This is a genomic window from Tatumella saanichensis (genome assembly GCF_000439375.1).
GTDB lineage: Bacteria > Pseudomonadota > Gammaproteobacteria > Enterobacterales > Enterobacteriaceae > Tatumella > Tatumella saanichensis.
This window is the reverse complement of the sequence record NZ_ATMI01000015.1, coordinates 16,499-35,445: the sequence shown is the minus strand read 5'-3', so window position 1 is coordinate 35,445 and position 18,947 is coordinate 16,499. Positions and strand designations below refer to the sequence as shown.

Sequence of the window (18,947 nt, the reverse complement as noted above, 5' to 3'; positions counted from 1 at the left end):
TAGCGCCCAATCAAGGCCAGTTTCCCAGGCTTGCTGGGGATACCGCTCCCTTGGCGGGGAGCTAAACAGGTATTCGCTGTCGTAGCTTGACCACAGGGTATTGGTTTAAAAGAATACACAAGTAAATTATCCCTAATTTAAATATAGTAAAGTGCGCATAGCCGTACAGAGTGAGTGCAGCCGCACTGTTGGGGCTATGCACACACTTCATAGGTTAGGTCGTGACAGACCCCCCCATCTTCATCACCAACCTTATGTAAACAGAATGGCAGCACGGACTGGATCTACCGCAACCAAGTCTGCAAGCAGGCGTTCCATTATCGGCTGCAGCTGGGCTTTATTCGTTTGATGTCGTCCTGCTTGATGACGCAGTAGTTTTAAATGGCGGGCTTTGACTTCAAACAGTAACTCTGGCTCCCAAGAGGATAAGGAGAGGGCTGAAGCCCGTTGATCCAATTCGTCGAACAGATGAAGTGCCAGTTCATTTTTACCTGTCTGTTCAGCGACCCTGGCCATCAATAGCCGTAACAACCAGCGATTGCGTTCACTATGGGTGCCCGGCCGGTTCTGTAACCAGGCCAAGGCGGCATCCGTGCCTTGGCTATCTGCGATGTGCAGTGCCTCCGGTTCCAGTGCCAGAATATCGTTATCACTCGAGGTTGTCGCAACATCGACGCTTGAGGTACTTTGCCAGCTTTCACTACTGACGGTGACCTGTTGCTGTATCCAGTTGAGGGTCACTTCATCCGCAAAAGGCATTCCATTGTTAAAACTGAGGGTTTCTAATCCCGGCAGCCGCGCCAGCAGTCCCTGAAGGTCGTTGACGATGATCGCCGCCACTTTCTCCTGCCCTGATTTAAGCAGGGCTTGATGGGTATACCATTGTAAATCTAGCCACAGATGATTGGCGCCACGGCTGAACAGGGCATCGCTCTGCTCAAGTAACTCCTGCCAGCTTTGTTGTAGCCATAATCGCTTAAGTAGGGCACGCTGGTCAGGTTTAGGTGGGGCAACCCGCGTCTGTCCCTCAGCGGAGAGCGGTGGCAGTTGCTGAAGGGTATCATGACGGATACTTTTCATCAGATGATGGCTAGCAAGCCAGCCCTCTGGTTGGTCTCGCAGATATTTCGCCAGATTACGAGCCTGTGACAGCAACTCCTGCCCAGACGTCATTGTCATCAACACGGGCACGCTCTGCGGGTTAGGATCTTTCGGATGCTCGGCAATATTTTGTGGCACTACCGCATCTAGGCCACCAGACTGCATCAATCTAGACTCCAGCGCCTGATAAAGCCCTCCCAGCAGTGGATTGGCCGCATCATCGATCATAGTCTGTTCTATCTGCCACAGTGCGCCAGCGACCCTGAGTGTCTCTGTCTGAACCACTTCTGGATAAAGGGATAAGCTATCAAGCATGCGGGAACTGCACAGCCACTCTAGGGCACTACGGCGACTGCGGTCACGCCGTGGATGGAGGTTGCCGGAAAAGCGTTGCAGTAATCCTGCCAACAGCTCAAGCCCATCGGCCAGTCCGCTTTCCCCCTCCCGTTGCAACCGGGCCCAGATATAATAGGTGGCAACACGAATATCCTTCGCCGTATTGCTAAGCAGCTTTTCTACCAGTGAGCAGATAAGATCAGTATCAGCACCGGAAAGCTTGTTGACCTCTTCACGGATTTGCTGAAAATCATCGTCGTAACTGGGATCCTCACCGGCCGGTTTTTCTCGGCTGATAGGCTGTAACCACTTCTCCCATAAGCCGATACGTATGGCAGTGTGTTTCTCAAGCGTGTCGGCATCTGCCTGACAGGCATGGATTAAAGAAAAAATGGTTGCCACCCGTTAACTCCTTGTCGCCTCTCAACCCAATATGGCTACGATTTTTATCGGGCACAGGTTATTCTCAATCAGTAAACAGCCTGTTGTGCAATCAAGGCATGCTTATCGTGGCTCTCACAAACTTTATTATCAACGACTTTTTTCTTCACCAAAGAGATATATTAATTAGGTTATTTTAAATATTCACAAAAAATAACCTTTTACGCCTGTGCCAATTTTGTCACCGTTAGTGATGAGCTATCATTTTCGTTATTAAGGAAAGCTCCTTTTCCAAGTCGGATATGATAATGCTAATGCTGGCGAAGAACAGTTAAGTGGATCAAAAAAATAACCTACCAAGATATCTCGCGAGTCCGAGCAAGACTGTTAAAATGGTGGGTCTTTCTTGAAAGAGCAACCAGTAAATACGCAGTTACTCCGCATGTCCTTATTGCAGAGATCAGGGAAATAAACGGATTTTATTTTAATCAGTGATATGCAAAGTGGTTATGTTAACCCTTAATGATGGATTAATTACCCGTTGATAATATAATCGAGATTCAGGGTCTGACTCCCTACAGCGGGAAGGCCATAACAGAGACTGACGTTCCCGCAGGTTGATTAGCTAGGGCTACCCACAGGCGTTTCTCCTGGAGTGAAACTATTAATGATCCTAACATAATGGCGGCGCTGTTCATCGCTAAACTCTCCCTGAGCTGCAATGGTCAGGATAATAATTTTACGCTGTGTCGGGTTACGTTGTGGATCATTAGGCAAGTGGATCACTGACATTATCTGGCTAGTCCAAACACCGTTATCCAAATAGCGGTTAGCTGCCTGCAGTACCGGTAATTTCGACGGACCGATTTCATGATGGAGATTGTCGCCTTCAGGCGTATAGCCTGCTGTCAGCATGCGCATTCGCTCTTGTTGCAGTGCATAAAACTCATCAATGGTTTGACCCTCAGTAAGTTCAGTACGGTTAATGATAACTTCGTAGGGGGCTCCTGCCAAATCGGTAAATTTCAGGATGTTAATTGTAAAATCTGCATCCGGTGGGAGTGTCAGAAAACTTCCTTCAGGAAGAGGATAGTTAATAGGTTGATTAGTCATAGTCTTTATTCACCTTAAATGTCTGAGGAAAGAGGGAAATGATTTCAATACGCCGGTTACTCGCCTGACCAGCAGTAGAGTTGTCAGAGACCAGCGGCCGGGATTCCCCGGCACTATCGAGAATAAAATGCGACTCCGGCAGCCCGCTATTGCTAACTAACCAATCACGTACCCCCTGTGCCCGGCGCAGGGATAAACGACGATTACTATCACTGTTGCCGGTGTTATCGGCATATCCGACGATCAGTACCGGATAACGGGCAGATTGTTGCAGTGTCGGGATCAGCGCCGCCAGTGTTTGATAGCGTTCAGGCAGTAAGGTACTGCTGCCGGGCGCGAACCAAGGCGCAAAATCGTGACGGGTCAGGTAGCGACCAGGCGACGACGCTAACATGCGCGGACTGAAGGGCGGTGGTGGCGCGAGGGGCTTGAATACTGTAATCCCAGCGTAAATCCCACCTATTATCAGTAGCGGTAACAGTACTGCTAACCGGTGATGACGCCGATAGTCTGCGCTGGTTGGTGGGACAACTTGCGGATCAGGGACGTTTGCAGCAGGACTGCTAACGGGTAATTCGGGAAGTGGTGGGGGGGTTAGAGTGTTGGCGAGGGCGGGGCAAAGATGGTAATGCTCCGACAACCATGTTGACCAAGCACCGTGTCGAGTAAAGCCCTGTCCGTAATCGGCGAGCATCACCCCAGATAGCATCAGTGGCGTGTCGGTGAACAGCGACTGTAAAGCGGTATAGAGGGGGGATGAATGCAGCCATTCCAGCAGGATCGTGGCGGACAGTCGACGCTGTACGGCGTATAAGTCACCGCCGCATTCATCGGCCAGCAGATGCTGGGACAGGCCATGTAGTTGCTGTGCCAGACTGTGATTATCTGGTGTTTGTCCGGCACTCTTGACCCAAAAGGCCGCATCCGGATCATGACGCTGACGCTGCTGACTCAAGGGACTGTAGATCACTAACTGACAACGCAGGGGAGCAAGCCCGCTGACAGCCGCCAGTATCTGTGCCCAGCGTTGACATTCAGCGGCTAACAGATCGTTGTGTGAGTACATATCGCCGAGCAACGGGATCACGCAGTAGAGAGGCTCTGGGAGGTGCTGTTCAGTCAGTTCGCGGTAGCGTTGGATGAACTGGTGCGGGTCGGGAGCGGTCATCCATAGAACGCCTTGTTTGCTGCGGGTGGTTTCGTATTGGCTGAACCAGTTACCGGCGCAGGGACCTGCGATAAGACACACAGATCGGTTCTCGGTAGCAGTTGGCGGGTGGCGGTGATTGTGACCGTCAGCAAAGGGTAAGGTCGTCAACGAGAGGGTAACTCGCCGTTGCTGATAATCTGCTAACAATCGGCCGATGTCTGCATCCTGACGGATATCAGTCAGACTGAGCAGACTTATCAGGGTATAGCCAAATGCGAAGAGCGTCTGATCGCGACAGTCAGCCAGCATCTGCAACTGAACCGCCAGACCGCGGGGTATTTGTTCCGCGTCGATCGCCTGTAATTGCGTGGTGAGGGGGGCATCGGCAGCGAGGCTTCCCTGTGGTTGCCAAGCCTTGCGCAGATAACGATCCAAATACTGCCCCAGCAGATGACACAATACGCCGCTCTCTGTCCGTGGGTGCGACTCGGTGACAAGCAGGCTCTGCAGCTGATTAAGCTGAATGACCAGTTGCTGTCTGAGGGTTGAATAAGAAGGCACAATCGCACCGCAACTCAGTAGAATACCGGTACCGGCCATCTGGTTAAACAGCGTTTCACTTTTCACCAAGGATACTCCGTTAACGGGCCCCAGCCCTGGTTTTTGTGCCAGCCACAGACACGGATCGTAGCGGGGAAGCAAGGGGTTGGGGTGGAAAAAGAGATGACCACGCAGACGGAAACACCGTCGGTGCTGCGGGCCGAAACGCCTGCACACAGATGATCGCGGTAAAGGAGGTGATTGTCGGTATCGTACACCGTCAGGTGAAGATGGTCATAAGGAGAATCCATTCCCTGCCAGAGCGCCAGCGGTAGGGTTATCTGCCGGTCGTAGTGTGCAGCGAAGGAGTCAAGCCATTGCTGCTCTGAAGTCACTTTCTCGGGGAAGAATGCCTGTTTACGCTCATCCGCCACTGCGGGCTGTACCGCCTGTTGGCTGAAAAGGAGTCCACACTGGTACTCAAACTCACGGACAGTGCGCAGAGTTCCGCAACCGTAAGGTCCGAGCGCTTCAGGATTATCCTGATTAATTCCTAGCAGGGTGGTAATGCGTCTTTTGGAGCGCTGATCCCGTTGCCACCAGCTTTCAGAGATGGCACCGCGGTCACGGGCACTATTATCATGGTCTTGCCAAATCTTCGGTGAGTCGGCACGTTGATAGTAATGCCACAGCAGCGGCTGGTGCGGATGATAAACATCGTAGCCATGGGTAAAGGCTCTAACAGACATCGCAATTTCTTCACCCGCAAAGAAAATATGCGGATCATTAGGCACATCCCTCACAAAGCGTCCTAAGGTAAAGATAAAGCCTCCCGCGAGATAACTGCCCCGTTGTGGTTGTGTCGCGCGGAAGTTTTTACTGCCTGCCATCGGGATCCCTTCACGGGTAAATTCCCGGAAAATCATGCGGTTGACAAAATTTTGGCGTTGTTCATCCTCCCCAGGCTGATAGCCCGGGGGATAGGCGGAGAGTAATGGTCGTGGGCTTTGTGAAAGCAGTGAGCTTAGCAGGGTGATCATTTTCACATCCCACTGCGGAATGAACCGGCAATGAGAGTCGATTTGCAGAAAGTAGTCTTCATCACCAAAGCGGGTTTCTGCCAAGTGGCGTGCCCAGCAGGCACCCTTACTTTGGTAATAATGACGGCACAACAGCGTGATCCGAGCGCCCCGCAACTTAAATTCGGCAATATCCTGCTCAGCCGCTTGCGGATGCTCCTGTTTGTAGAAGCCGGCAACATGGAACGGGGTCAGATCGCCATCATCCTGCCAACACACCACAATATGCAGATTTTTGGGGTGGGCGGCAGTGGCGATCATATCTTTTAGGGTCGGGATCAGTTCAGGATCCCGATAACTAGCGATGCTGACAAATATCGCCGACCGGTTCATAGGCACACCCCCGTCCAAGCAGTCATTATTTAATATCAAAAATAATTTCTGCCCTGGCGGAGAACGGCCCAGCTGCCGGATCGGTACTGCTGGCTTTCGTCAGTTCTGCCGTCCAGCGGAATTCTGCATTACTCTGGCTGGCAGTACTGGTTAGGGTTTCTCCACGGGAGCCATCGAGCGGCAAAGATTGACGACTGCTGTCTTTAATCGCAATTTGCATACGGTCGGTATTCCCCCCACCGTCCGTGACTTTAATTGCACCGTTATCCGCCGTCGGGGTTTCGGTGGTGATGTAAGCGGTGGCGGAATAATTACCGTAATCAGATTTACATTTTATAAAGAAGTCCAGTGGACGCGAGACTCCGGCTGACAGCATTTTCGGCGTCACGGTCTCGAAATTAATCGTTTTGGCACTGTCAGCGGTACAGACTGGAGTGCTGATGATTTTTATTTCATTAAGCGCCAGTTTACTCAGATAGTTGCCGGGATCATCACTGACGATAAGGTAATAATAACCAATATCCCCGGCGGGCATCACCACATCGCCATTAGTGTTACTCAGATTGAGCGTGTCAGACACTTTATAGAACTCGACCCGGTAGCGGGCAGTGGCTGGAAACACGAAGTAAACATAGCCGCTCTGATCGGTCGCAGGCATATAAATGGTTGACGGAAACCCTCCCCACTCTTCGGTTCCGTTACTCCACATCGGTTTCATGACAATACCGGGGATTTGCGTTTTAAAGGTTTTATACTGAGAACTGTAGCTGTCTAGACCGATCACTCGTCGGCCAAGCTCTGTCCCGACCAGGCATTCGGTGTAACGGATATCATGACCCATGGCCGGAGTATCGTAGGTGGCGATTGGTGTTGTGTTACTGACCGGCGCATCGGCAGCAATTTCGATTAACTGTGAGGGAATGGTCTGTATCATACTCGAGCCCATTTCCCAGTCACACACCGCATAGGCCGTGCCGACATTGGACAGCAGCAGAGCAAATGGCGACAGCAGAAGTAACGTCCTTTTCATACCTTCGTCCTTATTTTTGATTCAGTAGTGAGATAATCTCCGGTGGATACATTTCCACCAGTTCCGGAAAGCTTTTACCAATACTTTTCTCGATATAAGCCAGCATAGGGATTGCTGGACTGCCCGGTTCTGCGTCATTAAACCACTGGCGCAAGGCCGCCAATTGTGACAGGGCAGCCTGGCGGTCACTGAACGGTTGCTGGGATAACGGCTTGCTCGGCGTAACGGGGGGGGCGGCCGAGTCAGTGAGGGGCGTTGACAAGGGTTCATCATTGACCGGTGAAGCCGGTAATCTAATCGGGGGAGTAGAGAGTGACGCTTCGGTATTGGGTGGGACACTCAGTGATAACAGATGACTGAATTCGGAGAGATCAGGGGCATACTCTGAAAGATGCTGCTGTACCTGCTCGATCAGTTGTTCGGCCTGGAGGTGAGCTTCTGTGAGACCCAGCCATTGTGGATCAGCCGTCTCTGGCCATTGCTGGTATAAGCGGGTTACTAACTCGGCGGACAATGCTGTCTCTGGACGGGGGATCATGGCCGCTTTTTCGAGTTCACCCAGCGTCACCTGGATACCGGCAATTTTTGGCAGTGGTAACAGTCGGAGATCCGCCAGCAATCCATAGCGGTCATTCATTTCGGCAAAAGCATTAGCCCGGAGCTGTGGCGTATACTCGCCTTCATCTGTCAACTGCGGATATAACGTCTCCGGCCACTGCTGCAGCATATGCTGTAGAAGCTGGAGACCGGTTAACACAGCTTGGATACCTTCTGCGCGCACTCGGCAGCGCATCAGAATAATCACCAAGCGGATATCACGGCTTTTCTGCAGTAATTTACGGGTGCTGGCCTCCACTTCGCTCCAGTTCACTGACTCTGCGGGCTCATAAAAATCGCCATATTGAGCATCGTTTTTTGGCTGCAGGCTGGCCGTCAGGAGTAAGAACTGAGGATCCTCATCAAGATTGATGCCGCAGGGCTGTGCGGGCGACAGGTCGGTGAGCAATCCGGCCTCTTGGCCGCTGAAAGGGGTAAGTTCTCTGTTCATAGCCGCTGTGATTCTCCCTCCATGGTTAATAAACGACGATATTTTCTGGTTCAAAACACATTCCGGCCAACGGATCATCAGAAGGTTGCCTCTCAAGCCATGCGGCATAGCCCATTTGATGCGTTCCGCTGAGATCGGCTAACGGGACCTGATCGGCGGCCAGCAGTAGGCGTATCTCCCAACTGTATTCGACCCCGATAAAGCAGCGGACCCACTCTCTCAAAACCGGGAGGTCTGGCCCCCAAGGCGTTAATGACAAATATTGCGATAATGTCAGTGGCCCCAGCACTAGCTGAAATTTGTGCTGAATATCGGGCACCGTGTCGCCGAGGATAGCGCCGTCTCCCAGTCGGCAGGCCGAACGCGGATGACCCAAACGGGTCTGATCGGCAGCAGTCAGGGAGATCCATTGCAGGGTAAATTCCTGCAGATGGATGGGTAAGTTGAAGTAGTGGCGTAGAGAATCAAGCAGCCCGGAGGGGTCCCTCGCTTCTCGAATTAAATGGGGAGATGATGCTAATCGGGCGTGCACCGGTAGGGGATGCGGCGCCATCTCCTTGGGATCATACCCTGACAAACTCCCTATATAAAAGGAGAACAGTTCCTCCTGCGGATTATCCAAGGTTGCGGTGTCCTGACAGAGAAACCAAGCGCGGTAAAATTGCGATAAGGAGCGATGATGAAAAATATCGGTGAAATCACTGAGGCCTTCTTCCTGGCGGGAGGTATGGACATAAGCCAGCTCTGACAAATGGAGAGGCAGCACGCTGTTAGGCCCCCACACCCCCAAGCTGTACAGGACGATTTTTAACTGCTGTCCTTCATCAGACAGGGCCGCAATTTCACGCGGTGGGAAAATCATACTGGCGACCTGACCAAGACGATAAGGTTCCTGAGAAGGCAGCAATGCCGTTCCCTGAGCAGGGAGTCCGGGGTAACGCGCCGCAATAGCGCGCATCAGGCTGATAAAGCCACTATCCCAGGGTTTATCTGCCTGATACCAAACACTCAGGTCGGCAGGAAAAACGGTGGAAGGCCGGATCATAATATCCCCCGGCGGCCAGGTCGGGCTTGCCATTCACCGATTTTGCCTCGCTGAACAGAACATAGCTCCGTTTCGGTAAAAATATTAATGGCTGCATGCCGGGAAAGATAATTCTCCATAATCAGCCCAAATAGGTAAGGACTGACCCCAGAAAATCCTTCTTCATCGACCGTCAGGCAACAGCGGACGCCACGGCCATACACCAGCAGACCGTTCCCCTTTAAACGGCGGACGACCGGCTCGGTACGGCAACCGACAATACTGTCTATTTGGGCGATGGCTCGCGGATCGGAGCGGCTAGTGAACAGACGTAATATATTCCTCAGTCCTTCAGCGCCACTGGCATCGGGCATCTCCTCCAAGGGCAGATAATTGAGGCTGAGTTGTGAAATCAGTCGCCAAGCAGACTCACCCCTCGCAAAAGGCTCACGTGGCGAAGAAGGACTGCCGACAAATTCAGCCCCATTGGCCGGAATGGACTCCGGCAGTGACAGACTAAAACTGGCATGTTCGGCCAGCAGGCGGGGCAGGTTACGGTTAGTGACTAACGCCTCCACCCGCAGGTAACGGATGCGATCACTGTAAGGGGCCTCGTTTTGGTCCACCAACGAAATAAAAACATCGGTGCCTTTATAGAGGCTACGGGTGATGTATTTCCGATCCGAACTCTGATGCTGTCGGGGCTCGCGTTGCAGAGAAAAATAGCGTCCGTAATTACCGTTATCTGCATGGCGGGTATGGTAAAGGGGATTAAAAATGACCTCCTCACTGTTTTCCGCCAGTAATCCCACTACTTTACTGACTGAAAAAATTTCATAGTCCAGAGGGTGACAGCGATCAGGTACAATATGGAAATTATTTAATGACCTTTTTATATCAATGCGATCCAAGCGCTTAGGAAATAGATTAATCACTGGTGTGCAAAACAGCAAAAAGCGAGAAGCATCGACATGAGCAATCAGGTCTGCCGGCAATTTACGTAATAGAATGATAATTTCAGCGTGATTACTGTGATTATGAATAAATCCAAGTTCAAGGCCTTGCAGGGTGAAAAAGTAGAAACGTTGCCTAAAGCAAAGGTATTCTTGGAGTAGAGTGTGTCCATGGAACATATTCCAGTTAACCGGTAACAAACTCTGCGCAGGTTCCAATCCTTCAAAGACCAGTGCCTCACGGGTTAAAGTATGTGGCGGAGTGTCGCTGTCAGCAGAGGGCATCACCACCGCAAGATGATGGCAATGCAGTAATTCAAACAGGTGAGAGACAATTTGTTCATTACCCTGAATATACACGGGCAGACGGTCCAATCCTTTAAGCTCGGAAAAAGTCAGTTCACCACGAAGCGTTAAGCCTATGCGTATCGCCCCTTTAAACTGACTGCTGTCACATTCTTCGTCTGAAAATGCCGGCAGATCCGGGGGCACCGATGTTAGCGTTGCGCTGGTAATATCGATGGGCCAGAGTGTCACGGCTTGATTATTGCGAAACTCGCAGCGTGTCTGGCTGTCAGGCAGTAACTGGCTATGAAAAATGCTGCCTTTTTCAACGGTATAGCCACGACTCAAATCACCAGCATTCGGGTCAGGGTGAATTCTGACCACGCCCATCGACGGTGTTGGGGCGTTATAGTTTGGGGCGACAACATCCAATAAACGCTGGGTAAAGCGCGGAAACTCTGCATCCAGTTTTAAGCGTGTCCTAGCAGATAAAAAGCAGAAAGCTTCAATCATTCGCTCAACATAAGGGTCAGCGACTTCAATGCCCTGCATACCCAGACGCCCAGCAATGTTGGGGTGTTTTAGGGAAAATTCGCGGGCCATTTCACGAATGAAGGTCAGTTCTCGGTTGTAATATTCTAGGAAATTATTATCCACTGTTCCTCAGCTCTTTATTTGTTTCCCTGGCTAGAGCATGTCAGGGAAAAATACACGGTGTATGTATTATTCTTATATTCATGGGCCCATGGGGCTATTTTTCAGTTCTACTCTCTCACGTGCCGGCGTGACCTACGGTCATCGTAGGGACGTTGATAAATACCGCGTACTGCTGGCCCTGCGCAATGGATAGTAGCAAACAGCTTGGGAAGACTTTTTATAAATATCATTATCCTCTTATTTTATCGATGGATTAAATCAGGCTGGTACGTATTCTTGTTATTTTAGGAATTAAGGTCAGGCTGTTTTCTTATTTTAGGAGGAACTTCTCTCTCGTTATTGTTTATCTGATGTTTTTTTGGCTACTATTCCGTTGCCGCTAACAAGGATGTTTGTCAGCTTATCTATTTAAATGACCGGAAACCACTATTCTGAGGTGCTGAGGGACCATGATTATTATAAGAAGAACCTTATTTGAAAAACTGAATCATGTGCTTTCTGACAGTATAGAGAGTGGCACTGAACTTTGTCGTTTGAAGGGAAACCCTTATGTTGAACTGGTTCACTGGTTGAATCAGTTATTACAACAAGAACAGACCGACCTGCATTTTATTCTTCGCCATTATGAGATTGATCGTGCCAAGTTGGATCACGACTTAATGCAACAGATGAGTCGGCTACCACGAGGAGCGGACTCTGTCGCTGATTTTTCGTATCTGATTGAGTTAGCCATCGAGAGAGCATGGATAGTTGCCAGTCTCGGTGAGCAGCCTCTGGAAAAAGTGCGCAGTGGTCATCTGCTGGTGGCTTTGTTGTCTCATCCCGAATTACGGCGCGCATTAGGTAGTATCTCCACGGTTATGAATCAGTTATCGGCGGAAGAGGTCAGTCATTTACTCCCTGCATTGACGCGGGATTCTGTCGAGCAGTCAGCCATTACGTCGTTACGTTCAGATAATGTGGCGTCTTTATCTGCGAAAAGTGGCGCTGCTGATAGCGCACTGGCCTGCTATACCACCGATCTCACCGCGTTAGCGAAAGAAGGCCGAATTGACCCAGTATTGGGACGTGACGGTGAAATCACCACTATTATCGATATTTTATTGCGCCGCCGCCAGAATAACCCATTACTGACCGGTGATGCTGGCGTAGGGAAAACCGCAGTGGCTGAAGGGCTAGCGTTGGCTATCGTCAACGGCGAAGTGCCGCCAGCCTTGGCAGAGGTACGTTTACTGGCGCTGGATATTGTCGCTCTGACCGCTGGGGCCAGTGTAAAAGGGGAGTTTGAAGCACGGCTGAAGTCAGTACTTGAAGCCGCTGCTCAGGCCAGTCCGCCCGTGATCTTCTTTATTGATGAATTTCATACGTTGGTTGGTGCAGGGGGCGCTGCCGGTATCGGTGATGCCGCAAATCTGATGAAGCCCATGCTGGCTCGAGGACAGATTCGTACCCTCGGTGCCACCACGTGGAGCGAATTTAAACGACATATCGAGAAAGATCCTGCACTGACCCGTCGTTTTCAAGTGGTTCAGATTGAAGAACCTTCAGAATCACTTTCTGTGTTGATGTTGAGAGGGCTCCTGCCGGTACTTGAAAAACATCATCAGGTCCTAATTCTTGACGAGGCATTACAGGCGGCGGTTCGGTTATCCCATCGTTATATTCCCGCCAGGCAGTTACCGGATAAGGCTATTAGCTTGCTGGATACGGCCTGTGCACGAGTGGCTATTGCACAGTTTACGCCCCCAGCAGATCTGCAAAAGCTACGGTTTTTGGCCAAATCCGCGTGTGATGAACTGGCGCTGTTTGAAAAAACCTCACGTTTCGGTCACGGAGAGGCGCATCGTAAAACGGAAATTGAAGCCAAGATTGCATCGTATACCCGAGACTCAGAGGCACTTGAGCAGCGCTGGCAAGAAGAGTGTCGCCGTCTTGAGGAGATCTACCGCTTACGCGAACAGCTGTTAACGCTGCCGGAAAATGATGCGCAGTTGCCATTACTCCGACAACAATTAACCGTGTTGCAGGGGACGTTAACGCCAGATAATGGTCAGCCTCCACTGGTTCGTGCAGAGGTTGGTGCCGAGACCATTGCCGCCATCATTGCCCAGTGGACAGGCATCCCGGTCGGTCGGGTTATGAAAGATGAATTACAAGCGGTGGCTGAACTGCCTGAGCAGCTCTCCACTCGAGTCGTGGGTCAGTCGAGGGCGTTAGCCCGGATCAGCGAGTGCGTCAGTACGGCCCGAGCAGGTCTAGCAGATCCAGGAAAACCGATCGGTGTCTTTTTACTGACGGGTCCTTCCGGCACGGGCAAAACAGAAACTGCGCTGGCTTTGGCCGAGCAGTTGTATGGCGGTGAGCATAACCTGATCACGATTAATATGAGTGAATATCAGGAAGCCCATACTATTTCCACCTTGAAAGGGTCACCCCCGGGCTATGTCGGTTATGGTGAAGGGGGCGTTCTTACTGAAGCGGTACGTCGTAAGCCTTATAGTGTGGTGCTATTGGACGAAATTGAAAAAGCCCATACTGATGTGCACGAACTTTTTTATCAGATCTTTGATAAAGGTACGATGGAGGATGGCGAAGGTCGGCGTATTGATTTCCGTAATACACTGATTCTGCTGACCAGTAACATTGGGTCTGCATTATTGTCTGAGATTGATAGCTCACAGTCTGAATTACCGTCAGAAGAGCATTTGTTTGAAAGTCTTCATCCCTTACTGTTAAAAACGTTTCCCGCCGCGTTCCTGGGAAGGGTAACTATCATTCCTTATATGCCATTAAACAGGGTAGTGCTGGAAGAAATTGCCGGTATTCATTTAGATAAAATAGTAGTGCGGATGCAGGAACAGCATGGAATAGCACTGAAATATGAAGAAAGTGTTGTGAGCTTTATTGTCGATAGTTGTCAGGCTGCTGCTTCAGGTGCACGTGAAATTATTCATGTGATAGAAAGAAAAATCCTTCCTGAGTTAGCGGGTTATTTGTTATCGGGGGTTGAGCATTCGCAAGGTGAAATGCTCACGCTTATTTTACGTCACTCACTTTCTGCCGGTATAAATATACTGACTCAATATGATGACTATAAGGAGGGGGAAAGCAAAGAAACCTTGTGTGTGGAGTTGTAGAGATGAAGAAGGACATTCTTCTGGATTATTATTCATTCGTTAAATAGGGATTTTTATATGAAAAAAACAAAGTTATCTGCCTGCGTACTGGCGCTGTGTGCCTCGACTTTCACTTTCTCTGCTCTGGCAGCGGACGATCTCCAGGCCGGTCAAGGTAAGGTCTCTTTTGAGGGTGAGTTAGTGGGCGAAACCTGCACCATTGAAAATGACAACTTGATTGTCACATTGCCTACGGTATCCACCCAGTCTATGACGACGGCCGGTGCGCAAACAGGGATCAAAAACTTTGATATTAAAGTTAAAGATTGCCCAGAGTCATTTACCAAAGTCGCTGCTCATTTTGAGCCGATTGGTTCTTCAGGGATTAACTACGCGACCTGGAACCTGCTGAATGACTATGAAGCCACTGAAGGCGGTACAGAAGCTGCGACTAACGTGGAAGTCCGTCTGTTTAACTCTGACTTCTCGGCTCTGCGTCCGGGGGATACCGGTGCAGAAGTGGATATCGTTGACGGTAATGCCACCATGACGTATGCCGGTGGATATTACGCAACCGGCGCGACCACCGCAGGTAAAGTTACCGCACACGTTGTTTACACACTTTCTTATCCGTAACCGATAAGCAAGCTGTGGTCCTCCCGGGAGGAGCAGTAGCTCCTCCCATTCTCTCACCTGTCATGAATGGTTTAACTTATGAGATGTTACAAGGCCGTACTCTCTTATATAGCGGTATTACTGACCGGAATGATATTCCTCTCCTCTGTCGCCAGCGCCGGTGTCACGATTGCCGGAACACGGATTATTTTTCCTGCGGCAGAACGTGAAAAAAGTGTCCGGACCAATAATAAAGGTGATTCACCCGTTCTGGTTCAGGTCTGGGTAGATGATGGCAGTAAAACCGACGATCTGAATCAAATGAAAGTCCCGTTTACGGTCACACCGCCGGTATATCGCATTAATCCCGGTAAAGGGCAGAGTGTACGTCTTATCTATAATGGGATGAACTTACCTGATGATCGTGAATCCGTTTATTGGTTTAACTTACTGGAAATTCCGACCGTCAGTGACGCGGATAAAAATAAAGACCGGTTAGAATTAGCGTTTCGTACCCGAGTCAAAATCTTTTACCGACCGTCGGGATTAAAAGAAAGCAGTGTTGATCACAGTAGTGAGCTGAAGTGGAGTATTGATCGTCAAACGCAACCCGCGACAGTTAAAATTACCAATCCGACGCCTTATTATTTTTCTTTTGAATCAGTGAATGCCGTCTCAGGCAGTAAACGTGTTGCCATAGAACCGGCTATTTTGGCCCCTTTCTCTGACGTTGTCTTTACTCCAGTAGATAAACAGCCTTTACCCGCATCGCTGACGGCCATTGAATTTAATCTACTGAATGATTACGGCAGTATTGTGTCCGAAAAGGTCAAGTACCAGCAGGGAAAAGGCTGGGTAGCCGACCTTTCAGCTCGCAGGAAATAATTGTTGTGCTGTTAAGGGAAATTTCCTGAAGAATTTCAAATAACTGAATGGAGTCAGATAGTTGAAAATTACAACGACAATTACAGGGAGAGGCGACAATCGTCGTTATTCCGGAAAACTCAGAAGTCTGCTACTGAGCGGATCATTAGTGATGATCCCAGTATCTGCTGCTCTTGCGCTGGAGGCGCAGGGGACTGTCTCTGAACCAGAAGATCCCGCACCGGTCGCCTTTAACAGCGCGTTCGTTCATGGTAGCACCATCGATGTCTCACGTTTTTCGACCGGAAACCCGGTCGCCCCCGGATTGACGACCGTTACGGCCCGAGTAAATGGTGCTCTGCGTGGTAAATATCAGGTACTGTTTATTCCGATAGCCGGTAGTGATATTGCACAACCCTGTTTTCGTTCTGACGAATTATTGCGGCTGGGGATTAAGGTGCCCGACGGGAAAAGTAGACCCGCGGGCAGCGCCGCAGATGATCAGCAATGCCAGTTGCTGAAAAATTGGATAGACGGCGCGAGTACCCGTTACGATTCTGCCGACTTTGAGCTGGAGTTGTCGGTACCCCAACTCTATCTGGTGAGCTATCCGGAAGGGTATACCGACCCGGCCAGCTGGGATGCTGGGATGCCTGCACTGTTTCTTGATTATAATACTAACTTCTATACCCAGCAGTTCTCCAAAGGTTATTCCGGCGGATTGGGACATACCGCCAGTGGCAGCCTAGGATTACTGAGTGGCATTAATGCTTATGGTTGGCGACTACGCAATCGCAGCACGACCTATCTTTCGAGCCGATCTGAGTCAGGCACCCGCAACCTCAGTACGTGGTTACAAAGAGATATTCCATCACTGAAAAGCCAACTGACACTGGGGGAGACCAATACTAGCGGCGATCTGTTTGACAGCTTAAGCTTTCGAGGGATACAACTGGCTTCTGATGATCGAATGCTACCTGAGAGTTTGCGTCAGTATACCCCTGTTCTCCAAGGGATTGCGGAGACCAATGCCAGGGTCCAGGTCACTCAGCGTGGCCAACTGATTTATGAAACCACCGTCCCTCCTGGCCCGTTTGAACTCAATAACGTCAGTGCGATGGGATATGGCGGGGATCTACAGATGACGATTATTGAAGCGGATGGTCAGCGTTATACTCGAATTATCCCGTTCTCAGCTCCGCCAATGCTGCTCCATCCTGGGGTGAGTCGTTATTCGATTGCCGTCGGGGAACTGGATGAGTCTGGGTTACAGAAAAAACCGATGATGGCGACCGGCTTTTATCAGTATGGGATGAATAACTACTACACCCTGTATACCGGCGGCCAGTTTAGTAACGATTATTATTCTGCCGCGTTAGGCCAGTCGTTTAATACCCCGCTCGGGGGGATTTCAATGGATATTACCCGAGCTTGGACACAGCTCAGTAATAACAAGAGCTCGTCTGGAAACAGTTTTAACCTAGGGTACAGTAAATTTATCGAACCCACTTCCACCAATATTTCCATGACGGCTTACCGGTATTCATCGAAAGGATTTTATTCCCTTAGAGATGCCACTGCGGAACGGTACGGTATCAGTCAGGATTATTATATGATTGATTATCGTACCAAACAGCGGTTGGCGGTGAATGTCGCTCAGACGCTCCCCTTGGACAGCCGTCTGGTATTGGCAGGGAACTTCTATCAGTACTGGAACAACCGCAGTGCCACCTCCCAGTATTCTCTCTATTTTAGTAAAAACGAACGGTTATTCTCATGGGCCGCTGGGATTAGCCGGGTATTCAGCACTAACGGAAAAACATCAAATAATTACACCTTGTCGATGACAATTCCGTTAAGTCGACGTCTGAATATTAGTGATAAGCCGCTGTTTAACTCGTTGAGTACCATGATGACTCGCAGTAGCGACGGGGCAACGTCGTTGGTCACTAATGCAACAGGGACACGGGGTGATCGGGGCACGCTGAGTTACGGCATGGGAACCAGTACCAGTCGGGCTCGGGAAGGCGGTACTGACTACGCGGTCAACGGTAATCTGAATTACAACACGCCGTTTGGTCAGTTTGGGTCGACCTTGTCGGTGGGTAACCGTAGCCGTCAGTTCTCCGCAAGTAATTCAGGCAGCTTGGTTTTACACAGCGGTGGTCTGACATTAGGGCCTTCACTGGGTGACGCACCTTTTGCCGTGGTAAATGCACCGGGTGCCGCCGGGGCTAAAATCCGTAATGGCTATGGCACCACTATCGACAGAAATGGTTATGCGATTGTGCCTTCTTTAACTCCCTATCGAGAAAACTCGGTGTCTGTTGATACCAAGGGATTACCCGATACCGTGGAGTTGCTGGAGAACGAACAGGCCGTTATTCCACGAATGGGGGCCGCGGTGGGCGTGAAGATCAAAACCCGCGCGGGGAAACCGGTGTTATTTATTATTCGCGACAGCCAAGGCTCTTATATTCCGATTGGCAGTGAAATCACGTTAGCGAATGGTGAGCCTCAAGCGGTTGTCGGCCAAGCGGGCATGGCCTTCCTTCGCGGCTGGAATATCGGAGAGGAGCCGCTGTATATCCGAGGTGGTGAGGGCAAATCTTAATGTAGTATTCCGACCAACAGTGCGTTGGCGACCCGTATCAGTCAGTCGCCGGATAACACTATTATTCGTGAGGAGGTGGTATGCAAATAGCCCGTAGGAAGTCTGGCATAAAGTATGTCTCCCTCAGTCTGCTGGCGATATGGCTTTTACCGACAGTATGTGGTGCTGGAGACTACCCAATTACCGTTGATTTTACAGGGGAATATGTTAACGAAACCTGTGAGGTGAGTGTTAACGGCGGCAGTAACAGTGAAACAGTCAGTCTGCCCTTAATCTCGACTACGGCACTCAGTAACAGTGGCGGAGAAGGGGGGAAGACAGGCTTCAATGTCACCCTGAATGAATGTGCCGGTAATCAGGCGGTGCTGCTAAGGTTTAACAGTAACTATTCATCGGCTGATACCCTCAGCGGCAATCTGCTGAATCAGACCGGTGGCGGCTATAGTAAAAATCTTCAACTCAGGTTACGCAAAGAGGATAACAGCCAGATGATCATTGATGATCTTAATACCGCTGACCGCTTTGAAATCCGGGAGGGAGAGACTCCGGTGACACATCAGTACTATGTCACTTATTACTCTGGGAGTGGTGGACCTGTGACTGCAGGGAAAGTCTATGCAGTGGCGGGTATCACTCTCGAATACGAGTAGGCCGGGCAGTCAGTCTAGGCACTGCTTGGCCGCTCAGGCTGACTGTTTAATTTTATTC

General features: G+C 50.3%; 13 protein-coding genes. 5 read left to right on the top strand and 8 right to left on the bottom strand.

What is annotated here, in order from left to right:
• Nucleotides 1-252: 252 nt before the first annotated feature.
• The 8 genes from tssA to tssF form a co-directional block, all read right to left on the bottom strand.
• Nucleotides 253-1,839, bottom strand: coding sequence for a type VI secretion system protein TssA (gene tssA / locus DW47_RS0107450; RefSeq protein ID WP_029685776.1), 1,587 nt, complete (start codon nucleotides 1,837-1,839; stop codon nucleotides 253-255).
• Nucleotides 1,840-2,439: 600 nt separating this feature from the next.
• Entirely contained in the window at nucleotides 2,440-2,931 is a 492-nt protein-coding gene (locus tag DW47_RS0107445; RefSeq protein WP_029685775.1) for a DcrB-related protein, read from the bottom strand.
• Nucleotides 2,924-4,708 carry an OmpA family protein gene (locus DW47_RS0107440; protein WP_029685774.1) on the bottom strand — a complete coding sequence of 595 codons (1,785 nt, stop codon included), beginning with the start codon at nucleotides 4,706-4,708 and terminating at the stop codon, nucleotides 2,924-2,926. The genes DW47_RS0107445 and DW47_RS0107440 overlap by 8 nt, the downstream gene beginning before the upstream one ends.
• Complete coding sequence (locus DW47_RS0107435; RefSeq protein ID WP_029685772.1) at nucleotides 4,705-6,033, bottom strand: GlcNAc-transferase family protein; 1,329 nt, start codon at nucleotides 6,031-6,033, stop codon at nucleotides 4,705-4,707. Before DW47_RS0107435 ends, DW47_RS0107440 begins: the two co-directional genes overlap by 4 nt.
• Nucleotides 6,034-6,058: 25 nt before the next feature.
• Nucleotides 6,059-7,063 carry a fimbrial protein gene (locus DW47_RS0107430; protein WP_029685771.1) on the bottom strand — a complete coding sequence of 335 codons (1,005 nt, stop codon included), beginning with the start codon at nucleotides 7,061-7,063 and terminating at the stop codon, nucleotides 6,059-6,061.
• A 10-nt stretch (nucleotides 7,064-7,073) separates the two neighbouring features.
• On the bottom strand, nucleotides 7,074-8,111 hold the full coding sequence (locus tag DW47_RS0107425; protein WP_038027320.1) for a type VI secretion system protein TssA: 1,038 nt from the start codon (nucleotides 8,109-8,111) through the stop codon (nucleotides 7,074-7,076).
• Between the two features lie 25 nt (nucleotides 8,112-8,136).
• Nucleotides 8,137-9,156, bottom strand: a complete 1,020-nt coding sequence (gene tssG / locus DW47_RS0107420) for a type VI secretion system baseplate subunit TssG (RefSeq protein WP_029685769.1) — start codon at nucleotides 9,154-9,156, stop codon at nucleotides 8,137-8,139.
• Nucleotides 9,153-11,030, bottom strand: coding sequence for a type VI secretion system baseplate subunit TssF (tssF, locus tag DW47_RS0107415; RefSeq protein WP_029685768.1), 1,878 nt, complete (start codon nucleotides 11,028-11,030; stop codon nucleotides 9,153-9,155). Before tssF ends, tssG begins: the two co-directional genes overlap by 4 nt.
• A 449-nt stretch (nucleotides 11,031-11,479) precedes the next feature.
• Between tssF and tssH the strand changes: the two genes are divergently transcribed.
• The 5 genes from tssH (at nucleotide 11,480) to DW47_RS0107390 (ending at nucleotide 18,889) form a co-directional block, all read left to right on the top strand.
• The gene (gene tssH, locus DW47_RS0107410) at nucleotides 11,480-14,167 is read left to right on the top strand and encodes a type VI secretion system ATPase TssH (protein ID WP_051150866.1); all 2,688 of its coding nucleotides are present in this window, start codon (nucleotides 11,480-11,482) and stop codon (nucleotides 14,165-14,167) included.
• A gap of 57 nt (nucleotides 14,168-14,224) precedes the next feature.
• Complete coding sequence (locus DW47_RS0107405) at nucleotides 14,225-14,782, top strand: fimbrial protein (RefSeq protein WP_029685766.1); 558 nt, start codon at nucleotides 14,225-14,227, stop codon at nucleotides 14,780-14,782.
• Between the two features lie 78 nt (nucleotides 14,783-14,860).
• Nucleotides 14,861-15,646 carry a fimbria/pilus periplasmic chaperone gene (locus DW47_RS0107400; protein WP_029685765.1) on the top strand — a complete coding sequence of 262 codons (786 nt, stop codon included), beginning with the start codon at nucleotides 14,861-14,863 and terminating at the stop codon, nucleotides 15,644-15,646.
• Between the two features lie 151 nt (nucleotides 15,647-15,797).
• Nucleotides 15,798-18,239 carry a fimbria/pilus outer membrane usher protein gene (locus DW47_RS0107395; RefSeq protein WP_051150865.1) on the top strand — a complete coding sequence of 814 codons (2,442 nt, stop codon included), beginning with the start codon at nucleotides 15,798-15,800 and terminating at the stop codon, nucleotides 18,237-18,239.
• Nucleotides 18,240-18,319: 80 nt separating this feature from the next.
• Nucleotides 18,320-18,889 carry a fimbrial protein gene (locus tag DW47_RS0107390; RefSeq protein WP_051150864.1) on the top strand — a complete coding sequence of 190 codons (570 nt, stop codon included), beginning with the start codon at nucleotides 18,320-18,322 and terminating at the stop codon, nucleotides 18,887-18,889.
• Nucleotides 18,890-18,947: the final 58 nt, after the last annotated feature.